Annotated in this window: 13 protein-coding genes; 8 read left to right on the top strand and 5 right to left on the bottom strand. The window is 75.4% G+C overall.

What is annotated here, in order from left to right; all coding sequences use genetic code 11:
• Positions 1 to 74: 74 nt before the first annotated feature.
• A complete protein-coding gene (locus FHS37_RS13040; protein WP_184820488.1) occupies positions 75 to 890 on the bottom strand; it encodes a thioesterase II family protein in 816 nt (271 codons plus the stop codon).
• Between the two features lie 203 nt (positions 891 to 1,093).
• Between FHS37_RS13040 and FHS37_RS13035 the strand changes: the two genes are divergently transcribed.
• Positions 1,094 to 2,113 (top strand): diiron oxygenase, encoded by a 1,020-nt coding sequence (locus FHS37_RS13035; protein WP_184820486.1) that lies wholly within the window; start codon positions 1,094 to 1,096, stop codon positions 2,111 to 2,113.
• A 360-nt stretch (positions 2,114 to 2,473) separates the two neighbouring features.
• Here the strand turns inward: FHS37_RS13035 and FHS37_RS13030 are convergent, their stop codons facing one another.
• A complete protein-coding gene (locus FHS37_RS13030) occupies positions 2,474 to 4,108 on the bottom strand; it encodes an AMP-binding protein (protein ID WP_184820484.1) in 1,635 nt (544 codons plus the stop codon).
• A gap of 372 nt (positions 4,109 to 4,480) precedes the next feature.
• Here FHS37_RS13030 and FHS37_RS13025 point away from each other — a divergent pair, with 372 nt between their 5' ends.
• From FHS37_RS13025 to FHS37_RS13005, 5 genes are all read left to right on the top strand, one after another.
• Entirely contained in the window at positions 4,481 to 7,702 is a 3,222-nt protein-coding gene (locus tag FHS37_RS13025; RefSeq protein WP_184820482.1) for a non-ribosomal peptide synthetase, read from the top strand.
• Complete coding sequence (locus FHS37_RS13020) at positions 7,699 to 14,157, top strand: non-ribosomal peptide synthetase (protein WP_184820480.1); 6,459 nt, start codon at positions 7,699 to 7,701, stop codon at positions 14,155 to 14,157. The genes FHS37_RS13025 and FHS37_RS13020 overlap by 4 nt, the downstream gene beginning before the upstream one ends.
• Positions 14,158 to 14,344: 187 nt before the next feature.
• On the top strand, positions 14,345 to 15,430 hold the full coding sequence (gene gntD, locus FHS37_RS13015) for a guanitoxin biosynthesis L-enduracididine beta-hydroxylase GntD (protein ID WP_184820478.1): 1,086 nt from the start codon (positions 14,345 to 14,347) through the stop codon (positions 15,428 to 15,430).
• Between the two features lie 38 nt (positions 15,431 to 15,468).
• The gene (locus FHS37_RS13010; RefSeq protein WP_184820470.1) at positions 15,469 to 16,239 is read left to right on the top strand and encodes an SDR family NAD(P)-dependent oxidoreductase; all 771 of its coding nucleotides are present in this window, start codon (positions 15,469 to 15,471) and stop codon (positions 16,237 to 16,239) included.
• 64 nt (positions 16,240 to 16,303) lie between these two features.
• Positions 16,304 to 17,530, top strand: coding sequence for a cytochrome P450 (locus FHS37_RS13005; RefSeq protein ID WP_373304272.1), 1,227 nt, complete (start codon positions 16,304 to 16,306; stop codon positions 17,528 to 17,530).
• Here FHS37_RS13005 and FHS37_RS13000 read toward each other — a convergent pair.
• Positions 17,498 to 18,298 (bottom strand): thioesterase II family protein, encoded by an 801-nt coding sequence (locus tag FHS37_RS13000; RefSeq protein ID WP_184820466.1) that lies wholly within the window; start codon positions 18,296 to 18,298, stop codon positions 17,498 to 17,500. The two genes, FHS37_RS13005 and FHS37_RS13000, sit on opposite strands and share 33 nt — an antisense overlap.
• 152 nt (positions 18,299 to 18,450) lie before the next feature.
• Here FHS37_RS13000 and FHS37_RS12995 point away from each other — a divergent pair, with 152 nt between their 5' ends.
• Positions 18,451 to 18,795 (top strand): acyl carrier protein, encoded by a 345-nt coding sequence (locus FHS37_RS12995; RefSeq protein WP_184820464.1) that lies wholly within the window; start codon positions 18,451 to 18,453, stop codon positions 18,793 to 18,795.
• A complete protein-coding gene (locus tag FHS37_RS12990; RefSeq protein ID WP_184820462.1) occupies positions 18,792 to 20,534 on the top strand; it encodes an acyl-CoA dehydrogenase family protein in 1,743 nt (580 codons plus the stop codon). The genes FHS37_RS12995 and FHS37_RS12990 overlap by 4 nt, the downstream gene beginning before the upstream one ends.
• A 42-nt stretch (positions 20,535 to 20,576) precedes the next feature.
• Here the strand turns inward: FHS37_RS12990 and FHS37_RS12985 are convergent, their stop codons facing one another.
• Positions 20,577 to 21,899: a helix-turn-helix domain-containing protein gene (locus FHS37_RS12985; RefSeq protein ID WP_229889930.1), complete on the bottom strand. Its 1,323-nt coding sequence runs from the start codon at positions 21,897 to 21,899 to the stop codon at positions 20,577 to 20,579.
• A gap of 286 nt (positions 21,900 to 22,185) precedes the next feature.
• Complete coding sequence (locus FHS37_RS12980; protein ID WP_184820458.1) at positions 22,186 to 22,887, bottom strand: 4'-phosphopantetheinyl transferase family protein; 702 nt, start codon at positions 22,885 to 22,887, stop codon at positions 22,186 to 22,188.
• Between the last annotated feature and the right edge of the window lie 39 nt (positions 22,888 to 22,926).

Below are 22,926 nucleotides of genomic sequence, written 5' to 3'. Positions count from 1 at the left end.
TTCCCGGAAGCGGTCGGCGGCGCGTGCGGCGACGCGCTCGCCCGGGCGGGGTTCGGCCGGTGGATCGGGGAGGATCAGGGAAGGAGCTGCGGCCGGACGAGCGGGCCGAGCGCCTCCACGAGGGCCTCGAGCGTGTGGCCGGCCTGGGTGAACGGGTAGTCGTGGCCGCCGGGCAGCATCCGCAGCGCGAACCCGTCGGCGGCGCAGTCCCGCCAGTCCTCCAGCCGGCGCGGGCTCACCAGCGGGTCGTCGGCGCCGCCGAACACGTACAGGGGGCAGCCGGCGGGCGCGGGGCCGGGGGCGGTGTACGCCTCGGCCAGCGCCAGGTCGCGGCGGACCGTGCGCAGGGCGTACCGCAGGTAGGCGGGGTAGCGGCGCAGTTCGGGCGGGAAGCCGCCGAACCCCTCCAGCCAGCTGAGCAGGCCCTCGTCGCCGCGGTCGGAGATCCGCCGGAGCACCCGGACGTGCGGGGCGCGCGAGGCGGAGACGAGCAGTGCGGCGGGCGGGGGCAGGCCGCGGCGGCGGACGCGGACGGCGATCTCGTAGGCGAGCAGGGCGCCGAAGCTGTGGCCGAAGAGGGCGTACGGCGCGTGGAGTTCACCGGCGACGCCGTCGAGCACGGCGTCGGCGAGCTGCTCCAGGGTGTCCGGCACCGGTTCGGCGCTGCGGACGCCCCGGCCGGGCAGTTCCACCGTGGCCAGTTCCACGCCCGGCGGCGGGGTGAGCCGCCAGGGCGCGAACGACGCGGCGCTGCCGCCCGCCTGCGGCAGGCAGACCAGCCGCAGACGGGTGTCGGGGGCACTCACCCGGCCGACGATCCACGGGCTGTCCACACCGCGCGTCGGGGTGTGCGCGGAGTGGAGGGGTCGTGCGGCGGCATCGGTTCGCATCCCGCTCCTTCGTCGGCCGGCGTTCTCCGGGCGATGGCCCGCGGGGATCATGGTGGGCGGCCGCCGGCGACGGAGCCAGGCACACCGACCGGCAACACCTCTGCCGCCCAGTTGCCCGGGGCCTGCCTGGCCCGCGGGAGGGCGCGGTGCGGAGGATCAGCGGAACAGTCCTGCTCCTGTGCCCTGAGGGGATCCCCTTCACGATGACCGCCCTTCCTGACGAGGCAGCCGACCCGACGTTCTTCACCCTGGAATCCGTCAAGGCGGACCTGATGGAGGTGGAGAGCCTCACCCGGGCCTGCCTGAACTGGGACTACGGCAAGCGCGACAGCCGTGTGTGGAGCCTGTACGAGAAGAACAAGGCCTCCCAGTGGAACGCCACGACCGACATCGACTGGGACCACGACGTCCGCTTCGGTTCCGAACTGACCGAGGAGAACGGCGCGAAGCTCGCGTCGTTCGTGGTCGGCGAGGGCAGCCCGGTGCCCCCGGAGCTGCTCACCCGCTTCCGGTGGGAGTACCAGGCGTGGATGTGCAGCCAGTTCCTCCACGGGGAGCAGGGCGCGCTGGTGACGACGGCCCGGCTCGTCGAGACCGTCCCCGACATGGACGCCAAGACGTACGCCGCCTCCCAGGTCGCCGACGAGGCGCGGCACGTGGAGGCGTTCGCGCGCTACGTGGACGAGAAGCTGGGCGTGGTGTACCCGGTCAACCCGGGCCTCGGGACGCTGCTGCACGACGTGCTGTCGGAGTCGCGCTGGGACATCGTCTACCTCGGCATGCAGGTGGTCATGGAGGGCCTGGCCATCACCGGGCTGCGGCTGGCCAGCAGCGGCTTCGGCGATCCGCTGATCCGGCAGATCACGCGGATGGTGGCGAGCGACGAGGCCCGGCACATCGCCTTCGGCGTCACCGCGCTCACCGGCATGTACCAGCAGGTGACCTCGGCGGAGCTGCGCGACCGGGAGGACTTCCTGCTGGAGGCGATCCGGCTGATGTCACGCCGGTTCATGCTGCGGGAGCTGTGGGAACGCATGGACCTGGACGTGGAGCTGGGCGTGCGGTTCGCGCGGACCAACCCGATGATGGCCACGTATCGGCAGCTGCTGTTCCAGCAGGTCATCCACGTGCTGCGGCAGTTGGGCATGCTGTCCGAGAAGGTGAAGGAACTCCTGATCGCCGAGAACCTGGTGCGGGCGGAGACGATGGCCGCGGTCCGCTGACCCCGCCGGCCTCCGCGCCCCCGGTCCCCGGCCCTCCCCCGGTCACCCGGCCGTTCCGATCGTCCCGCTCGCTCCCGACCGCCCCGGCCGCACGCCGGGGCGGTCGGTCCCGTTCCCGGTGCGGGTTCCGGGCCCGGACCACCGGGCGGAATCGGCCGGCGGCGTCCTCACCGCCGGCGGCGGGCCGCACGCGGACACCGTGACCGGCGCCCCGGACCACGCCGGTCACGCCGCGTCCGCCCGGGCCGGCGCGGAGGGCGGAAACGGAGCGGCGCACGGAGACGGAGCGGCGGGCGGGAGCGGTCCACCCGGACGATCGTCCGGCGTCCGCTCCCCCGCCGCTCCCCGTCGTTCCCGTCGTCAGTCGTCCCCGGCCGTCAGCGGACGGACGGTGTCGTCGTACGCGCCACCGCACAGCGCCTTCCAGATCACCCGGCGTCTGGGCTTGCCGCTCGAGGTGACGGCGATGCCGCCGCGCGGAACCTCGACGGTGAGGAGTTCGGCGTCGCCCAGCCACTCGGACAGCACCTCGTGGGCGGCGCGCCGCCAGCCGTCCTGGAGGCCCGCGAAGACGGCCACGCCGGTCGGCGTGCCGTCGCGGACGCCGAGCAGCACCGCGACGCGGCGCTCGGGGACGCCGCGCTGGTGCAGCAGCGTCTCCAGGCTCTCGGCGAACACCATCTTGCCGCTGACCTTCAGGCCGTCGCCGAGCCGGCCGATCACGAACAGCTGCCCGTCGTGCAGGAAGCCCGCGTCGCCGGTCCGCAGCCGGTCGCCGAGGTCGGTGCCGGAGGCGGAGCCGGCGTCGCCGACGTAGCCGTCGGCGATCGACACGCCGCTGACGACGATCTCGCCGACCTGTCCGTCCGGCAGTTCGTCGCCGTCCTCGGAGCGGATGGTCACCGTGCGGCCCTCGAGCGGACGGCCGCAGCCGACGACCGCCGTGCCGGCGAGGGACGCGGCGTCGCCCTCGTGCGGCTCACGCGTCGTCCAGCCCTCGCCGGGGGCCAGCCCGGTCACGGCGAGGGTCGCCTCCGCGCTGCCGTACGCGGGCAGCAGGGCGCCGCGGTCGAGGCCGTGCGGGCCGAGCAGGGCGTGGACGTCGTCCAGCACCCGCGGGTCGATGCGCTCGGCGCCGACGATGAGGCAGCGCAGCGAGTCGAACCGCAGCCCCTCGAGGTCGTCCGGGCGGACGCGGCGCAGGATGTAGGACAGGCCGAAGTTGGGCATGGCCGTCATGACGATCCGCTGCTCGCTGATCCGCCGCAGGTAGCGCTGCGGCGAGCGGATGAAGTCGTCCGGCTGGAGCATGTGCCCGTCGAAGCCGGTGACGACGACGTTGAGCAGGAAGCCGACCAGGCCCATGTCGTGGTGGACCGGCAGCCAGCTGATCGCCGGATGCTCCGGGGCACAGCCCAGCCAGCGGCGCATCCCGGTGAGGTTGGCGCGCAGGGAGTCGGCGGAGATCCGCACGCCCCGGGAGAAGCCGCTGGAGCCCGAGGTGAACTGCACCAGCGCGGTCCGCGGGAGCGCCAGCGGTCCGTCCAGCGGCTCGGCCCCGGCCACGAGTTCGTCGAAGAGGACCGGTTCCGGCAGGTCGGTCGCGGCGGCGACCTTGCGGATGCGCTCCTGCGCATCCGCGTCGCAGACGGTGATCCGGGGCCGCACGGTGGCGAACAGGTGGGCGGCGTGCTTCTCGTAGTCGTCGGCCCGCTGGAAGGCGAACGGCGGGGCGATGGTGCAGGGCGTGGCGCCCGCGGCCAACGCGCCGAAGAAGGTCGCGACGAAACCGGGCCCGGAGCGCTGCACCAGCGCCACCACGTCGCCGTGTCCGATCCCCCGCTCCCGCAGGGCCGCGGCGGTGCCCAGCACCAGGTCCCTCAGATCGCGGTAGGACCGGAAGTCCCAGCCCTCGCCGTGGTGCGCGTAGTACAGGCCGCGCTCGGCGGACGCCTCGTCCAGCCAGTCGAGCAGGCCTCGGTCTCCGATTCCCAACGTGCTCGTCCTCTCCGGGATGTCGTGCTGACACGGGATGCCCGCGGCACGGCCGGCTCGCACGCGGGCGGGCGCCGCGCCCGGTGACCGCCAGCCTCGGTGCCCGTCGGGCGGCGGCGCCAGGCAGGGGTCCGGTAACTAGCGCGGGCCCGGCGGCAGTTACACCAGCAACAGCGATTGCCGGTCGGTTGCCTGGTGACCGGCGGACCGCCCGTGCAGCATCGAGCGGGGTGCCGGCCCGCCCTCCGCCGCGGACGACGGGGGCGGTCCCGCGGGCCACCGCACCGTCCGCCGACGTCCTCCGGAAGCCCCAGGGAACCGCCGGCGGCGCCCGGCGGTCCCCGGAAGTCCACGAGAGCGGTGACGAACCAGATGACACCACGCGACGGCGGCCTGCCCGCCGACCCCGGCCTGCTTCCGCTCACGGCGGCCCAGCTGGGGGTCTTCCACGCCCAGGGCCTCGAACCCGGCAACCCGGCCTACAACACCGTGGCCGTCATGGAGGTCCGCGGTCCGCTGGACGGGGAGCTGCTGCGACGCGCCGTCCGCCGGTCGGAGGCGGAGAGCGGCACGTTCGACGTGGAGTTCGTCGAGCGGCCGGACGGGGTGTTCCAGCGTCCGGTGGCGCCGGGCTGCTCCACCTGGCGGGAGCTCGACCTCACCGGTGAGCCGGACCCGTTCGCCGCGGCGCGGGCGCTGGTGGACGCCGACCGGTCCACCGCGCTGGACCTGACGAAGGACGCCCTGTCCGCGCACGTGCTGATGCGCGTGGGCGCCGACCACCACCTGTGGTACCAGCGCAGCCACCACGTCCTGTCCGACGCGTTCGGATCGGTGCTGCACTCGCGCCGCATCGCCACCCACTACGAGGCGCTGGCCGCCGGCACGGAGCCGGCCGGCGAACCGCTGGACACGCTGCGGTCGCTGCTCGCGGAGGAGGCGGACTACCGCGCCTCGGAGGACCACGCCGCCGACCGGCGGTACTGGAACGGCGTGTTCGCGGACCGTCCCGAGACCGCGAGCCTCGCCCCCGGCGTGCCCACGGGTGCCGCGCCGAGCGCCCTGTCCGCCTCGGCGGAGCTGTCCCCCGACGAGCTGGCGGCGCTGCACGCGGCCGGGCGGGCGGCCCGCGCCCCGTGGACGGTGGCGCTGCTGGCGGCGGTCGCCGCCTACCTGCACGGGATGACGGGGGCCGAGGACCTGACGCTCGGCGTGCCGGTCACCGCGCGGCTGGGCGCCCGGTCGCGCAACGCGCCCGGCATGCTGTCGAACACGCTGCCGCTGCGGCTCGCCGTCCGCCCGGCCGAGGGCCGCACCGCACTGGTCCGGCAGGTCGCCCGCCGGCTCGGCGAGCTGCTGACGCACCAGCGCTACCCCTACGACGAGCTGCGCCGCGACCTGAAGCTGCTGGGCAGCGGGGAGCAGTTGTACGGCGTGCTCGTCAACATCATGCCGGCCGGCTCGGAGACGGCGTTCACGGGACGCGAGGCGAAGCTGACCACCCTGTCCGGCGGGCCGGTGACCGACCTGAACATCACCTGCCACCCGCACCCGGACGGCACCGGCGCGCGCGTGGCCTTCGAGGCGAATCCCCACCGCTACTCCCCCGCCGAACTGGAGGTGCACCGGCTCCGGTTCACCGCGTTCCTGACCCGGTTCCTGGCCGCCCCCGGGGACCTCCCGCTGGCCCGGGTCGACGTGCTGACCGGGGCCGAGCGCGCGACGGTGCTCGCCGCGGGCGAGGGCGCCGGGGGCGTGACGCCGCGGACCTTCCCCGACCTGTTCGAGGAGCAGGTCCGCCGTGCCCCGCGGGCCCTCGCGGTCCTCTCCCCCACCGGCTCCCTGGACTACGCCGGGCTCAACGCCCGCGCCAACCGGCTGGCCCGGGCGCTCGTGGCCCGCGGCGCGGGGCCCGAGGACCTGGTGGCCGTGGCCGTGCCGCGCGGCATCGACGCCCTGACCGCCGTGGTGGCGGTGCTGAAGTCGGGCGCGGCCTACCTGCCGGTCGACACCGGCTATCCGCGGGCGCGCCTGACCGCGATGCTCGACGACACCCGGCCCCTGCTGGTGCTGACCGCCCGCGGGGCGGACGACCCGACGCTCGCGCCCGGGGTGCCGCGGCTGTACGTGGACGACGAGTCCGCCGTCGCCGCCCTGCCCGACACCGACCCGGCCGACGCGGACCGCCGGGCGCCGCTCACCCCCGCGCACCCGGCGTACGTCATCTACACCTCGGGCTCGACCGGCCGTCCCAAGGGCGTCGTGGTCACGCACACCGGTCTGGCCCCGCTGGTCCGGCACCAGCGGGACCGGCTGCGCCTGCGACCGGGCAGCCGGGTGCTGCAGTTCGCCTCGCCGAGCTTCGACGCGTCGGTGTGGGAGCTGACGACGGCCCTGCTCACCGGCGCCGCCGCCGTGGTCGCCCCGTCCGAGCGGCTCGTGCCCGGACCCCCGCTGGCCGGGCTGGTGGCCGAGCTGGGCGTGACCTGCCTGCTGCTCGCCCCGTCGGTGCTGGCGGCGCTGGAGGCGGACGTGCTGCCCGAGGGCACCGACCTGGTGGTGGGCGCCGAGGCGTGCTCGCCGGAGCTGGTGGCCCGCTGGTCGTCCGGCCGGCACATGGTCAACGCCTACGGTCCCACCGAGTCGACGGTCATCGCCACCCAGACGGGCCCGCTGTCCGGCCGGACCGTGCCGCCGATGGGCCGCCCGGTGCCCGGCACCCGGGTCCGGCTGCTGGACGCGGCGCTGCGTCCGGTGCCGCCCGGTGTCCCCGGCGAGGTCTACCTGAGCGGCGACGGGCTCGCCCGCGGCTATCTGGCCCGCCCCGGCACGACGGCGGAGCGTTTCGTCGCCGACCCGTTCGGACCGCCCGGGACCCGCATGTACCGCACCGGCGACCTGGCCCGCTGGACGGCCGACGGCGGTCTGGCCTACCTGGGCCGCGCCGACGGCCAGGTGAAGGTGCGGGGCTTCCGCATCGAGCCCGGCGAGGTGGAGGGCGTCCTCGCCGGGGCGCCGGGCGTCGGCGGGGCCGTGGTCGTCGCCCGCGGGACCGGGCCGGGCGCACGGCAGCTGGTGGCGTACGTCGTGCCGGCGGCCGGTGCCGGGACGCGGCCGGACCCGGTGGCCGTGCGCGCCCACGCCGGGGAGCGGCTGCCGGCGTACATGGTCCCGGCGGCGGTGACGGTGCTGGACGCCTTCCCGCGCACGCCCGGCGGCAAGGTCGACGTCAGGGCGCTGCCCGAGCCGCGGTTCGGGACGGCGAGCGCCCACCGGGCGCCGTCCACCGAGCGGGAGCGGATCCTGCACGAGGTGTTCGCCGAGGTGCTGGGCCTGGAGCGCGTCGGCGTCGACGACAGCTTCTTCGACCTCGGCGGCGACTCCGTCACCGCCACCCGGCTGGCGGCCCGGGCCCACCGGTCGGGCCTGGCCCTCACCGCCAGGGACATCTTCGGTCACAAGACCATCGCACGGCTCGCCGAGGTGGCCCGGGACACCGGCCCCGAGGCCGCGGCACCGCGCGCCGAGAGCCTGGTGCGGCTCGACGCGGACGAACTCGACGAGCTCGAAGCCCAGTGGGGGACGACACTGTGAGACAGACATCCTTGGAAGCGGTGCTGCCGCTGACCCCGTTGCAGCAGGGCATGCTCTTCCACTCCCTGTTCGACGAGGGGGACGGGGCGGACCCGGCGGGCGGCGCGGCGCCGTCCGTCGACTTCTACACCGTGCAGACGCCCCTGGAGCTGGCCGGCGCGCTCGACGCGGCGGTGCTGCGCCGCGCCACCGTCGCGCTGGTCGACCGGCACGCGAGTCTGCGGGCGGGGTTCCTGCGGCGCCGTTCGGGCGAGGCCGTCCAGGCCGTCGCGCGGTCCGCGGAACCGGCGTGGGAGGAGGTCGACCTCTCCGGTCTCGGTGCGGACGAGCAGGGGCCGCGGCTGGCCCGGCTGCTGGCCGACGACCGGGCGCGGCGCTTCGACACGGCCCGGCCGCCGCTGCTGCGCTTCACCCTCGTCCGGCTCGCCGCCGAACGGCACGTCCTGCTGGTGACGAACCATCACATCGTGCTGGACGGCTGGTCGCTGCCGCTGCTGCTGGCCGACCTGTTCCGGATCTACCGGGACGGCGGCTCGGCCGACGCGCTGGAGCCCGTGGTGCCGTTCGGGGACTACCTCGGCTGGCTCGCGGCACAGGACCGCGAGGAGGCCGAACGGGCGTGGCGGTCGGCGCTGGCCGGCCTGGACGGGCCGACGCTGGTCGCGGGCCCGGCCGGGCCCGGCGGGCCGGTGCGGGCCCAGCGGCGCGCGGTCGCGGAGCTGTCGCCGGCGGACACGGCGCGGCTGACGGAGACCGCGCGCTCCCGCGGGCTCACCCTGAACACCGTCGTCCAGGGCGCCTGGGCGCTGCTGCTGTCGGTGCTGACAGGACGTCAGGACGTGGTCCACGGCAGCACGGTCGCCGGCCGCCCGCCCGAACTGCCGGGCAGCGAGCGGATCGTGGGCCTGACGATGAACACGGTGCCCGCACGGGTGCGGATCGACCCGGCCGAGCCGGTGGCGGCACTGCTCGCCCGTCTCCAGGACGGGCAGACGGGGCTGGCCCGGCACGAGTACCTGGGCCTGGCCGACATCCACCGCGCCGCGGGCGTGACGGAACTGTTCGACACCACCGTCGCCTTCGAGAACGTCCCCGTCGAGGGGGCCGTCCGCGGCGCCGAGGTGCCCGGTCTCGCGGTGACGCTGCTGCGGGACGTCGTCGACGACGCCTTCGAGGGCACCCACTACCCGCTGAGTCTCGCCGTGCACCCCGGCGAACGGCTGCGGTTCGAGCTCAATCACCGCGAGGACGTGTACACCGCCGACGCCGCGGCCGGTCTGCTGCGCCGGCTGTGCGGGCTGCTGCGCGACGTCGCCGAGGAGCCCGACGTCCCGGCGGGACGGCTGCCGTTGTGCTTCCCGGCCGAGCGCGAGGAGCTCCTGCGCGCGTGCTCCGGACGGACCGCGGTCCACCCGCCGCGGACGCTGCCGCAGGTGTTCGAGGAACAGGTCCGGGCCACTCCGGACGCGGTGGCCGTCGGCGACGGCGCCACCCGCCTGACCTTCGCCGCCCTCAACGCCGAGGCCAACCGGCTGGCGCGGCTGCTGGTCGCCGAGGGCGCGGGCCCCGGCCTGCTGGTCGGCGTGGCGCTGCCGCGCACCGTGGACGCGGTGGTGGCCATCCTGGCGGTGCTGAAGTCGGGCGCCGGCTACCTGCCGATCGACACCGGCCACCCGGCCGAGCGCATCGCGGCGATCTGCGCGGAGGCCGCTCCGGTCCTGGTCCTGACCGACGCGGCGACCGCGCCGGGAGTGCCCGGCCGGACGCTGTGCGCCGACGGGGCCGCGCTGCCCGGGGACGCCTCGGACCTCACGGACGCGGACCGCGCGGAGCCACTGCGGCCGGGCCACCTGGCGTACGTGATCCACACCTCGGGCTCGACCGGCCGGCCCAAGGGCGTCGCGGTCGAGCACCGCAACCTGGTCAACATGTTCCACAGCCACCGGGCGAACTTCTTCGAGCCGGAACAGCGGCGCGCCGGGGGCCGGACGCTGCGCGCGGCGCTGACCAACTCCCTCGGCTTCGACGCCTCCTGGAGCCAGCTGCTGTGGATGGTCGGCGGGCACGAACTGCTGCTGGTCGGCGACGAGGTCCGCAAGGACGCCGTCGCCCTGGCCGGCCTCGCGGCCCGCGCGGCCGTCGACGTCGTCGACACCACGCCGTCGGTCGCCCGCCAGCTGCTGGCGGCCGGCGTGTTCGAGGCGTCCGGCGAGGGGCACCGGGTGCGCGTCCTGGCGCTCGGCGGCGAGGAGGTGGGCGCCGACCTGTGGGAGGCGCTGCACGCGGTGCCGGACCTGTCGGTCTACAACCTGTACGGCCCCGCCGAGTGCACCGTGGACGCCATGCTGTGGCACGGCGGCGCCGAGGCCGGCCCCGCCATCGGCACCCCGGCCGACAACACGCGCGTCTACGTCCTGGACGCCTTCCTGCGCCCGGTCCCGGACGGGGTGGTCGGCGAGCTGTACATCGCCGGTGACGGGGTGGCCCGCGGTTACCTGGGCCGCCCGGCGGCGACCGCCGAGCGGTTCGTCGCCGACGTGTTCGGGGGGCCGGGTGCGCGCATGTACCGCACCGGCGACCTGGGGCTGCGCCGGCCGGACGGGGTGGTGGAGTACCGCGGCCGGTCGGACTTCCAGGTGAAGATCCGCGGGCACCGCGTCGAACTCGGCGAGGTCGAGGCCGCCCTCGCGGCCGACCCGTCGGTGGACCGGGCGGTGGCGGCGGTGTCCGAGGACGCCGGCGGCGTGCGGCGGATCGTGGGCTACGTGCGGCCCGTGCCCGGCGCAGGACCGCGTCCCGAGGCCCTGCGCGCGGCCGTCGCCGAGCGGCTGCCCGCGTACATGGTCCCGGCGCTGGTGATGACCGTCGACGCCTTCCCGCTCACGCCCAACGGCAAGGTGGACCGGCGGGCCCTGCCCGCGCCGCGGTTCGAGGCGGCGGGCTCCTACCGGGCGCCGTCCACCGAGCGGGAGCGGATCCTGCACGACGTGTTCGCCGAGGTGCTGGGGCGGGAGCGCGTCGGCGTCGACGACAGCTTCTTCGACCTCGGCGGCGACTCCATCGTCGCCATGCGACTCGCCGCCCGCGCGCACCGGGCCGGGCTCGCGGTCAACGCCCGGGACGTGTTCGTCCACAAGACCGTCGCCCGTCTCGCCGGGGCCGCCCGGGAGGCCCGCCCCGGGCCGGCCCGGACGGCCTCCCCGGCCGGACCGCCGATCACCCTCACCGAGGCGGAGCGGGCCGAACTGGACGCGCTGGAGCGGCCGTACGCCGAGGTGCTGCCGCCGACACCGCTGCAGCAGGGCATGCACTTCCACGCGATGCTGGCCGCGGACGGCGTCGACGTCTACACCGCCCAGGCGCCCGTACGGCTCACCGGCGCCCTCTCCCCCGACGTGCTGCGCGCGGCCTGCGACGCGGTCCTGGCCCGGCACACCGCGCTGCGCGTCTCCTTCCGGCTGCTCGGCTCGGGCCGCCTGGTGCAACTGGTGCACGAGGACGTCCGGGCGCCCTGGCGCGAGGTCGACCTGGGCGGCCTGGGCGAACAGGAGCGTCGGGTCCGGGTCGCCGAGCTGCTGGCCGACGAGCGGGTGCGGCGCTTCGACCTGGCCGAGCCACCGCTGCTGAGGGTCACCCTGGTCCGGTTCGCGGACGACGACCACCTGCTGGTGGTGTCGCACCACCACGGGCTGCTCGACGGCTGGTCGCTGCCGCTGTTCTTCCGCGACCTGTTCGCCGCCTACGCCCGCGGCGGCACCCACCCGGCCCCGGCACCGGCGCAGTTCACCGACTTCGTGCGCTGGCTCGGCGGGCAGGACGACGCGGCGGCGGTCCGGGCCTGGGCCGGGGCGCTGGCCGGGTTCGAGGAGCCCACGCTGGTCGCCCCGGACGCGGAGGCCGCGACCGCCGGTGTGCCGCACCTGGTGACGCACACCGTCGACGCCGGACGGACCGCCGCGCTCACCGCCGCCGCCCGCCGGGCCGGGCTGACCCTCAACACCCTGGTGCAGGGCGCCTGGGCGGTCGTCCTGGGCGGGCTGCTGGGCCGCGACGACGTCGTGTTCGGTGCCACCACCGCCGCCCGCCCGGCGGAGCTGCCCGGCTCCGAGGACATCGTGGGCCTGCTGATGAACACCGTCCCGGTCCGCGTCCGCCTCGACGCCGCCCGGCCGTTCGGCGCGCTGCTGGCCGACCTGCAGGAGCAGCAGGCCGGTCTGCGCCCCTACCAGCACCTGGGGCTGACCGAGGTGCAGCGAGCTCTCGGGATGGGCGAACTCTTCGACACCGTCGTCGACTTCGCGAGCGCGCCGTTCGACGGCGAGGCCGTCCGGCGGCAGGTGCCGGGCCTGCGCATGACGGTGGACGAGGAGCCCGTGCCGGGCGCCTCGCACTACCCGCTGAACCTGGTGGTCGTGCCGGGCGAGCGGCTGAGCCTCGAACTCAGCTACCGCGCCGACCTGTTCACCGCCGAGTCGGGCGCCGCCCTGCTCCGCCGGGTCCGCGCGGCCCTGGACGGCTTCCTGGCCGACCCCTCGGCCCCGCTGGGCCGGCTGGACCTGCTCACCGCCGAGGAGCGGACCGCGCTGCGTGCCGCCGCCGAGGGCCCCGCGCATCCGGAACCGTCCACTTTCCCCGCCCTGTTCGAGGAGCGGGTGCGGGCGCGGCCCGACGCCGCCGCCGTGACCGACGGGACGCGCACCCTGTCGTACGGCGAGCTCAACGAACGGGCCAACCGGCTGGCGCGGGAGCTGGTGGCCGAGGGCGTCGGCCCGGAGGACGTCGTGGGCGTGGCGCTGCCGAAGTCGGTGGAGTCGGTGCTCGCGGTCCTGGCCGTGCTCAAGGCCGGTGCCGCCTACCTGCCGCTGGACCCGGGCTATCCGCCGGAGCGGCTGCGGCACATCGTCGGCGACGCGCGGCCGGTCCTGGTGCTGACCACGTCCGGCACGAGGGAGCTGCTCGCCGGGGCGGGCGCGGCGCGGACCCGCTGCCTCGACGCGTCGCCGGCCGGCGACGGGCTCTCCGGCGCCGACCTGACGGACGCGGACCGGGTGGCGCCCCTGAGGCCCGCGCACACCGCGTACGTGATCTACACCTCCGGATCGACCGGCCGTCCCAAGGGCGTGCAGGTGCCCCACCTCGGGATCGCGGCCCTGGTCGCCCAGCAGCGCACCGGTCTCGGCCTGCGCGCGGACGAGCGGGTGCTGCTGTTCGCCTCGCCGAGCTTCGACGCCTCGGTGTGGGAGCTGGCGACCGCGCTGCTGACCGGGGCGTGCGCGGTCACCGCGCCGGCGGACGAGCTGCTGCCCGGTCCGGCGCTGGCGGCCACGGTGGCCCGGTGCGGCGTGACGGCGCTGCTGCTGCCGCCGTCCTCGCTGGCCGTACTGCCCGAGGACGCGCTGCCGCCCGGGGTGACCCTCGTGGTGGGCGCCGAGGCCTGCCCGCCCGACCTGGTGGAGCGCTGGTCGCCCGGGCGCCGGATGGTCAACGCCTACGGCCCGACCGAGGCGACCGTCATGGCGACGATGAGCCGCCCGCTGGACGGCCGGGTCCGTCCGCCGCTCGGCGAGCCGGTCGCCGGGGCCCGCGTGTACCTGCTGGACGGCGCGCTGCGGCCGGTCCCGGCGGGGGCGCCCGGTGAGCTGTACGTGGCCGGCGCGTGCCTGGCGCGCGGTTACCTGGGCCGTCCCGCGCTGACCGCGGAGCGCTTCGTCGCCGACCCGTTCGGCCCGCCGGGGGCGCGCATGTACCGGACCGGCGACCTGGCCCGCCGGGGGCCCGGCGGCGACCTGGAGTTCCTGGGCCGGGCCGACCAGCAGGTCAAGGTGCGCGGGTTCCGCGTCGAGCCGGGCGAGATCGAGGCCGTGCTCGCCGAGGACCCCGCGCTCGCGCAGGCCGTGGTGGTGGTCCGCGAGGACCGGCCCGGCCACCGGCTGCTGGTGGCGTACGTCGCCCCGGTCGCCGGGGCCCGGCCCGATCCGGCCCTGCTGCGCCGGCGGGTCGCCGAGGTGCTGCCCGAGCACATGGTGCCCGCCGCGGTCGTCGTCCTGGAGCGGCTGCCGGTCACCGCGAGCGGCAAGCTCGACCCGGGCGCGCTGCCCGCGCCGGAGTTCTCCGCCGGGCCGGACGTGCGGGAGCCGGGCAGCCCGCGCGAGGAGTTGCTGTGCGCCCTGTTCGCCGAGGCCCTCGGCGTGGAGCGGGTCGGGGTCGACGACAGCTTCTTCGACCTCGGCGGCGACTCGATCGTCTCGATCAAGCTGGTCACCCTGGCGCGCGAGGCGGGCCTGGACGTCGCCCCGCGGGACGTGTTCGCGCACCGGACCGTGGCCGCGCTCGCCGGGGCGGTCAAGGAGCTCGCCCCGCTGCCGGCCGGGGACGCGGACGCGGCGGACCCGCAGGAGCCGCTGATCGCGCTGGACCAGGAGGAGCTGGACCGGTTCGCGCAGGACTGGAGCTAGGACGGCCCCGCCCGGACCACCCGTACCGCACGACCCCGCACGACCGCCGGACCACGACACGGCCGGGACCCTGCTCGGCCGGTCCGGTGCGCTCCACCACGCGATCCGGCCGCGACCGAGCGGCGCGGACCGCACAGGACCGAACGACGGACGACCCGAGCGGTCACGACCCGGTGAGGACACCGAGATGGCAACCACGAACCCGACTGTCGGCACGTCCCCCCGGGGCGCCGCGCACACCCCGGACGGCCCGGACGGCCCGGACGTCCCCGCCGCGTACGTCCTGGACTCCGACGAGGTCGCCGAGCTGCGCACCGCCGCGGCCAAGCTCGCCGAGGTGTACGGCGCGCCGAGCCTGCCCGAGTTCTACGACCGGGCGCTCACCGCCGAGGAGCTGCTGCCGGCGGGGCTGCGCACGTTCCTGCTGTCGTACCGGCGCAGCGAGCGCAGCGCCGCCTGCCTGGTGCACGGCTTCCCGGTGGACGACGCCGCGCTCGGGCCCACGCCCGGCCACTGGCGTGAGGCGATCCACGGCCGCACGGCCCTCGAGCAGGAGGTGTGGCTGGCGCTGTGCGGCCTGGTGCTCGGCGACCCGTTCGGCTGGGTGACCCTCCAGGAGGGGCGGATCATCCAGAACATCCTGCCGATCCGCGGGGACGAGGACCGGCAGAGCGGGCACGGCAGCGAGACGCTGCTGGAGTTCCACACCGAGGACGGCTTCCACCCCAACCGCTGCGACTACCTGCTGCTGATGGGGCTGCGCAACCCCGACGCGGTGCCGACCACCGTCGCCTCCGTGCGCGACGTCCGGCTCGGCGACGCCGACCGGGCGGTGCTCGCCGAGGAACGGTTCCACATCCGTCCGGACACCGAGCACATCCGGCAGCTGGAGACCTACGCGCCCGGCCACCCGGCGCTGCCCCGGCTGCGCGCCATGGCCGAGCGCCCGGTGCCGACGGCCGTGCTGTCCGGCGACCGGCTGAGCCCCTACCTGCGCATCGACCGCCCGTTCATGGACACGCTGCCCGGCGACACCGAGGCCGAGGCCGCGCTGGACCGGCTGATGGCCGAGCTGCACCGCGTCCAGCAGGACGTCGCGGTCGGACCGGGCTCGCTGCTGATCGTCGACAACTACCGCGCGGTGCACGGCCGCAGGCCCTTCACCGCCCGCTACGACGGCACCGACCGCTGGCTGAAGAAGCTCACCGTCAGCCGCAACCTGCGCCGCAACCTCAGCGGTTACGCCCTCGACCACCCGCGCGTCATCGTCTGACCCGGCCGATCCCCACGCACGCGAAAGGCAGCATCGTCATGCGCACCGTCATCGTGTCCGGCGCGTCCAGCGGCATCGGGCAGGCCACCGCCGAGCGCTTCGCCCGGGCCGGCGACCACGTCGTCAACCTGGACGTGCAGCCCCCGTCCGCGGACCGTCCGGACGGGCCCCGGGAGGGCGGCGGCGAGGTCCACTGGGCCAAGGTGGACGTCGCCGACTGGGACGCCGTCCGGGACGCCGTCGACCGGGTCGCCGCCGAGCGGGGGCGGCTGGACGTGGTCGTCGCCAACGCCGGCATCAGCGTCCGGCACGGCATCCTGGAGATCACCGAGGCCGAGGCCCGGCGCACCCTCGACGTCAACCTGATGGGCGTCCTCGCGCTGTGGCGGCACTCCGTCCCGCACATGCTGCGCCGGGGCGAAGGGGTGCTGCTGGCGACGGCGTCCGTCAACGGCTCCCGCGGCTATCCGCTGTACGCCGACTACAACGCCAGCAAGGCCGGTGTGGCGTCGCTCTGCCAGACCTTCGCGGTCGAACTGGCCCCGCTGATCCGCACGGCGTGCGTGGCGCCGGGCGCGGTGCTGACGCCGATGCAGCGCGCCGAGTACACCGACGCCATGCTCGACGAGGTCAACGCGCGCATCCCGGCCCGGCGGCACGCGCTGCCCGAGGAGATCGCGGAGGTCTTCCACTTCCTCGCCTCGCCCGGGGCGTCCTTCGTCTCGGGCCAGCAGTTCACGGTGGACGGCGCGGAGACCGCCGGGGCGACGACGGCCTTCTTCCCCGGACCGACCGAGCCGCCGTGCTGACCGGCGTCACCGGGAAGCAGACCGACCGAGCCCGGGGAAGCCGGGGGACCCGAGGAAGATGACCATGAAGACCCGCCCCGTACCGGATCCGGTGGGGCTCGACGAGGTGGACCTCGCCGATCCGCTGCTGCACGCCCGTCACGACCTGGGCCCGCTGTGGCGCCGGCTGCGCGCCGAGGCCCCGGTGCACTGGCAGCCCGAGGGCGCGCACGGTCCCGGGTTCTGGGTGGTGAGCGGCTACGCGGACGTGGCCGCCGTGCTGGGCGACAGCGAGACGTTCACCTCCGAGCGGGGCAACGTGCTCGACACGCTGCTGGCGGGCGGCGACTCGGCGGCCGGGAAGATGCTCGCCGTCACCGACGGCCGTCCGCACCAGGCACTGCGCAGCGCGCTGCTCAAGCCGTTCTCGCCGCGGTCCCTGGAGGTGGTGGTGGAGAGCGTGCGGCGCGGCACCCGCCGGCTGGTCGCGGAGGCGGTCGAGCGGGGCACGGTGGACTTCGCCGCCGACGTCGCCGCGCACATCCCGCTCGCCGCGATCTGCGACCTGCTGGGCGTGCCGGCCGCCGACCGGGGACACATCATCTCCCTCACCTCCTCGGCGCTGTCGTCCGCGGACGGCGTGCCCGACGAGGAGGCCACCTGGTCCTCGCGCAACGGCCTGCTGCTGTACTTCTCGGAGCTGGCCGCCGACCGCCGCAGGAAGCCGTACGACGACGTGGTCAGTCTGCTGGTGAGCCGGGAGATCGACGGGCGTCCGCTGACGCACGAGGAGATCGTCTTCAACTGCTACAGCATCATCATGGGCGGGCACGAGACGACCCGCTTCGCCATGGTGGGCGGACTGCACGCCCTGATGGAGCGGCCGGACCAGTGGCGGGCGCTGAAGTCCGGCGCGGTGGGCACCGCGTCGGCCGTGGAGGAGGTCCTGCGCTGGACCACCCCGGCCCTGCACAGCGGCCGTACCGCCGCGCAGGACGTGCTGCTCGGGGACCGGTTCGTCGAGGAGGGCGACATCGTCACCGCCTGGATGGCCTCGGCCAACCGGGACGAGCGGGTCTTCGACCGGCCGGACGACTTCGATCTGTCCCGCTCCCCCAACAAGCACCTGTCGTTCGCGTACGGGCCGCACTTCTGCCTGGGCGCGTTCCTGGCCCGCGCCGAGCTGTCGGCCCTGCTGGAGAGCCTGCGGGACCTGGTGGCCGGGGCGGAGCCCGCCGGGGAGCCCGCCCACGTCTACTCCAACTTCCTCAGCGGCCTGTCAGCCCTGCCGGTCGCGCTCCGCCCCGAGTAGGCCGAGGCGGCGCAGTTCCCCGGTCACGGCGTTCAGCGTCGCCTCCGGATGCGTCCGCGGGTAGGAGTGCCCGCCGGGCACGACGCGCATCCGGGGCGGCGCCGCGCCGTACCCGGCCCAGGGCTCGACCGCGGAGGGGGCGGCCACGTCGTCGTCGGCCCCGGCCAGGACGACCAGCGGGCAGCGCACCGGGGCCGGTTCCGGCAGGAGGTAGCTCTCGGCGAGCTCCAGGTCGGCCCGTACCGCGCGCAGCAGGTGGCTGAGGAACCCGGGGTGCTCCAGCAGTTCCCCGGGCAGTCCGCCGTGGCCGTGCAGCCAGGCGGCCAGCCGCCGGTCGTCGCTGCCGGTGAGGGGCTCGCGGCCGAGCGGTACGTGCGGGGCGCGATGGGCGGACACCAGCAGCGCGGCGGGGGCCGGCAGGTCGTCCCGCCGTTCGATGCGCCGCGTCAGCTCGTAGGCGACGACGGCGCCGAAGCTGTGCCCGAACAGCGCGTAGGGCAGGTCCAGTTCGCCGCGCACGCCGTCGAGGAGCCCGTCGGCCAGCGGTCCCAGGGCGTACGGCACCGGTTCGCCGATGCGTGAGCCGCGGCCCGGCAGTTCCACCGGGGCGAGCTCGATCCCCGGCGGCAGGTGCGGCCGCCAGGCGTTGAAGGTGCTCGCGCCGCCTCCGGCGGGCGGCAGGCAGAACAGCCGGAGCCGGGGCGGTCCGACGGCGTACCGTCCGGCGATCCACGGCGCCGCCGGGGTGACGGGGTCGAGAGTGCTCATGCCGACCAGCCTTACCGCCGCCGCCGTGGCCCGGCCAGGCAGCGCGGCGGCAGTTTGCGCGGTAGCAACGCCCTCCCGGCCGGGACAGTTGCCGCGAGCTTGCCGGGATCATTACCTGGGGCGGGGCAGGGCCCCGGCCTAGCGTCGGCGGCATGACTCACACCCCTGCCGCAAGCGCCACCGAGGCCGTGGCCCCCGTGGTGCTCGGGATGACCCGGCTGATCGCCCCGCGCAAGCTCCCCGAGGTCACCGCGGAGCACCGCCTGATCGGCGACCTGGGCTTCCACTCGCTGGTCCTGGCCGAACTCGGCTACAACCTGGAGGACCTGTACGGTCTGCGGTCGCTGACCCCCGAGGAGGCGATGAAGCTGGAGCGGGTCGGCGACGTCATCGACTTCGTCGGGACCGAGGTGGCGGCGGGCCGCGCCGCGCTGCCCACCGACGACGAGGTCGAACTGCTCCTCGCCCGTTACGACATCGGCGGCTCCACGGCATGACCGGGCAGGACGTCGACCGGCCGTCCCACGCCCTCGCCGCGGACCTGGACCGGATCCTGGGCGATCCCCTTGCGAAGAGCGGCCCGTTCGGTTTCGCGGAGACGGTGGAGCACGAGGAGCGCGACGCGCTGCCGCCGGGAGCGGTGGACCTCCTGCGTTCCTGGGGCTTCGCCCGCTACCTGGTGCCGGAGGCGTTCGGCGGCGGGCTGCGCAACCTGGAGCAGCTCTTCCTGCTGACGCGGGTCCTGGCCCGGCGCAACCTCACCGTGTCGGTGATGTTCGGATCGGCGCTGCTCGGCGTCAACCCGGTGTGGCTGTGGGGCGACGAGGAGCAGCGGGAGCGGGTCGCCCGGGGACTGCTCGACGGGGACCTGGCGTGCTTCGCGGTGTCCGAGCCCGACCACGGCAGCGACCTGGGCACCAACGAGACGGTCGCGGTGCCGGACGGCGACGGCTACCTCCTCACGGGGGAGAAGTGGCCGGTCGGCAATGCCACCCGGGGCCGTTTCGTCACCGTGTACGCGAACGTCGAGGGCGTCGGATCGTCCCTGCTGCTGCTCGACAAGTCACAACTGGACGAGGGGAGCTGGGACAACCATCCCTTCGTCCGCACGGTCGGGCTGCGGGGCCACGACCTCAGCGGCATCACCTTCCGCGGCACCCGGGTCCCGGGCGGCTGTCTGCTCGGCCGTCCGGGCGGCGGCCTGGCGGGGATCCTCCAGGTGCTCCAGATCACGCGGACGGCGATCGGCGCGCTGTCGGTGGGCACGATGGACTCGGTGCTGCGGACGGCGCTGCGGCACGCCCGCGAGCGGGTGCTGTACGGGCAGGAGATCTACCGGATCCCCGTCATCCGCCGGCATCTGGTCCGCGCCCACCTGGACCTGCTGATCGCCGAGTGCACGGCAGTGCCCGTGGCGCGCTCGCTGTCGGTGGCGCCCTCCCGGCTGAGCCTGTGGTCGTCGGTGGTGAAGTACCTGGTGCCGACCCTCGGCGAGGAGGTCGTGGCGGAGGCCGGGCGGGTGCTGGGCGCGCGCGGCTACCTGCGCGAGGGCGTCGCCTCGGGCGTCTTCCAGAAGCTCCAGCGCGACCACGCGATCGCGAGCATCTTCGAGGGCACCACGCACGTCAACCTGCACAGCGTCGCCTCGCAGCTGCCCACGGTGGCGCTGGTCTCCGACCGCCCGGCACGCGACGGGAACACGGTGCTGCGGGACCTGTTCGACGACGCGCGGGAAGCCCCCGTCTGGCAGCCCTCGGGACGCGCGCTGCGGCTGACCAACGCCGCCGAGGACGAGATCACCCGCGGCTGGGAGCCGGCCGTGGCGCGGGCGCGGCTGATCGCCGGGCGGGAGCTGCCGCCGGCCGAGGCGGGCGCCCTCACCAAGGTCCTGGACCAGCTCTCCGTGCTGCGGGGCGGGTTCTACGCCCGGATCGCCGCGGGCACCCTGGACGCGACCACGGCCGAGGCGCAGGACGCCGCCGCCGAGCACTGCCTGTACCACGCGGCGGCCTCCTGCCTGTACACCTGGCTGTACTCCTTCGAGCAGGAGCGCACCGCGCCGGCCGGCACGGCCTGGCTGGTGCTGGTGCTCCAGCGGCTGCTGTCCCGCCTGGGGCAGGCCACGGAGCCGGACGAGTCCCTGCTGGCGCCGGTGGAGGAGGTCATGCTCGCGTGCCTGGACGGCCCGGAGCACTTCTCGCTCCGGGCCGTGCGGGCGGCCTGCCGTCCGGTGTGACCGGTGCCGGCCGGGCGGATCGCCTCCGCCCGGCCGGGACGGTCAGGCGGCGGGGTGCGCCGCGCCGGCCGCGGACACCGACCGGGCCCGGTACTCGTCCACGCCCTGGGCGCACGCGGCGGACTGCTGCCGCGTGCGGGCCACGACGTGCCGGACGAGGGCGTGGACGCGGTACTGGTACTGGCCCTGACGCAGCGTCTGGACCAGTGAGGCGTCGGCGAGTTCGGCCAACTGGTGGGCGACCTGGGGCGCCGCTCCGGTGGAGCCCCGGCGACCGGCGAGGACGTCGTCCAGCGCGAACCGGTCCGGCAGCGCCACCAGGTCGTGCAGCAGCTCCCGGTGCGGCGCGGGCAGCAGGTCGTAGCTCCAGCGCACGCTGTCGGACAGGGTGCGGTGCGCGCTCAGCGCGCCCGCGTCGACCTGGTCGAGCAGCGGGAAGAGGGTCTCCTCCCGCAGCAGCGAGCCGATCGGCAGGGACCGCAGGCGCTGCGCGGCGATCTCGATGGCCAGCGGCACGCCGTCCAGCAGCCGGCACAACAGGGTGACCTGCGGCATGTGCGGGGCGAGGTCCAGCGTCGGCAGGCTGGACCGGACGCGGCGCAGCAGCAGTTCCACCGCGCTCGGCGGTCCCGCGTCGCGGTCCCCGGGGCCGTCCACGCGCAGCGGCTCGACCTCCCAGCTCTCGGCGGCCCCGGCGGCCAGGGCGCGGCGCGAGGTGACGAGCAGGTGCAGTCCGGGGTGTTCGTCGAGGAGGCGGCGGGCGAGGCGGGCCGTCTGCCGGACGACGCGCTCGGCGCCGTCCAGGACGAGCAGCCGCCGTCCGGTGCCGCCGGGCTCGCCGGTCAGGCCCTCGGTGAGGCGGACCAGTTCGGCGCGGGCCTGCACCGGCTCGAGGTGTTCCGGCGTGCAGTCGCGCAGTTCGACGACCGCGACGCCGTCCGGGAAGAGCGGACGCAGCCGGTACGCCGCCGCGAGAGCGAGCCGGGTCTTGCCCACGCCGCCGGGGCCGGTGAGGACGATCAGCCGGCTGCGCTGCGCGGAGGCCAGGACGTGCCGCATGTCGGCCTCGCGGCCCACCAGCGGGTCGCCGGGGGGCCGGGGGCCGTGCCAGGGGGCGGGTGCCACGCGGTCCTGCTCCGGCGAGGTCCGCTGCGCGGGGATGAGGGGCCACTCCCCGGTGCCCCAGGTGGTCGGCCCGGTGGGCGCCGCGGGAGCGCCGCCGAGGGCGTCGAGCAGCAACTCGACGGAGCTCCGGCGGGGATTGGTGTTGGACCCGGTCTCCAGGTTCCGGATCGTCCGGACGCTGACGCCGGAACGCTCCGCGAGCTCTTCCTGCGTCCAGCCGGATATTCGTCGCTGATTCAACAGGAATTCACGTAGCTGATGAACGTCCATTCTGCCGTAGGGAACGAACTCGGCGTGAATCACCATTGACAGAATCCCCCTTGGAAATCACACTTGCGCGGCCGCCTGCACCCACCCCGCGAGCTGCGCGCAGGGCGGCGCCACGTCCCCTTCGGCCGGTGGGCCGGCTCAGGGGCGGTCGACCAGGTCCTCGCAAAGCCAATTCCAGCATGTCCATGTTTCGGCCAAGACCGGACCATACTCGACCGAAAGAGCGAGCGGGAGTTCCCCGCCTTACAGGAAAGCGTCATATGACCGCTTGCTGCCATCCGCTACCGCGGGAAACACCCGTCGCCAATAGTCCGGACCACTGCGCGGACGCCAGGCAGACAACCACCACGAAATAGCCGGAACGCACCGCCCACCGGCCCTCGAAGCGGTGCCGGCCCCCGGGCACGACGCCCCGGAACGAGCCGTCGGCGCGGGGACGCACCGCGAAGTCGCGGAGCCCGTACCGACGCCCCAGCCAGGGCGAGAACGCCTTGTAGGACGCCTCCTTGGCGCAGAACACCAGCCGGTCCGCCGGCACCCCGAGGGCCGTGCGCAGGTCGTCCGCCGACCGCCGCTCGGCGTCCGGCAGGATCCGCGCCGCCACGACGGCCGGCAGCGGTGCGGCCGGCTCGGCGTCGATCCCGAGCGCCGCGTACTCCCCGGCGCGGGCCGCCACCGCCGCCCGGTAGCCGGGGCAGTGGGTCAGGCTGCCGACCGTCCCGCGGGGCCACCGCGGGGCGCCCGACACATCCGGAACAAGCGGCTCCGAGGGGATCCCCAGCCGGGCCAGCGCCCTGCGCGCGCAGCCCCGCACCGTGGTGAACTCACGCCGCCGCTCCTCCGACACCCCCCGCACCACGGCCTGTTCGGCGGGGAAGAGGCAGGCCGTCGCCTCGGGTCCCGCGTCGCCGTACGCCTCGCACAGCTCGACACCGCCGGGAACCAGATCATCGATCATCGCGTTCCTTCACAGGAAAGACGGCCGGTTCGCACGGCC

Origin of the sequence: Streptomyces griseomycini (assembly GCF_014203535.1) — a bacterium.
Taxonomy (GTDB): Bacteria; Actinomycetota; Actinomycetes; order Streptomycetales; family Streptomycetaceae; genus Streptomyces; species Streptomyces griseomycini.
The sequence above is the reverse complement of the archived record's forward strand: the minus strand, read 5'-3'. Positions and strand labels throughout refer to the sequence as shown.

Bases quoted from the DNA above. Each gene is read 5' to 3' on its own strand.
- FHS37_RS13040 (WP_184820488.1), bottom strand. From the start codon at position 890: ATGCGAACCGATGCCGCCGCACGACCCCTCCACTCCGCGCACACCCCG.
- FHS37_RS13035 (WP_184820486.1), top strand. From the start codon at position 1,094: ATGACCGCCCTTCCTGACGAGGCAGCCGACCCGACGTTCTTCACCCTG.
- FHS37_RS13025 (WP_184820482.1), top strand. From the start codon at position 4,481: ATGACACCACGCGACGGCGGCCTGCCCGCCGACCCCGGCCTGCTTCCG.
- gntD (WP_184820478.1), top strand. From the start codon at position 14,345: ATGGCAACCACGAACCCGACTGTCGGCACGTCCCCCCGGGGCGCCGCG.
- FHS37_RS13010 (WP_184820470.1), top strand. From the start codon at position 15,469: ATGCGCACCGTCATCGTGTCCGGCGCGTCCAGCGGCATCGGGCAGGCC.
- FHS37_RS13005 (WP_373304272.1), top strand. From the start codon at position 16,304: ATGAAGACCCGCCCCGTACCGGATCCGGTGGGGCTCGACGAGGTGGAC.
- FHS37_RS13000 (WP_184820466.1), bottom strand. From the start codon at position 18,298: ATGAGCACTCTCGACCCCGTCACCCCGGCGGCGCCGTGGATCGCCGGA.
- FHS37_RS12995 (WP_184820464.1), top strand. From the start codon at position 18,451: ATGACTCACACCCCTGCCGCAAGCGCCACCGAGGCCGTGGCCCCCGTG.
- FHS37_RS12990 (WP_184820462.1), top strand. From the start codon at position 18,792: ATGACCGGGCAGGACGTCGACCGGCCGTCCCACGCCCTCGCCGCGGAC.
- FHS37_RS12980 (WP_184820458.1), bottom strand. From the start codon at position 22,887: ATGATCGATGATCTGGTTCCCGGCGGTGTCGAGCTGTGCGAGGCGTAC.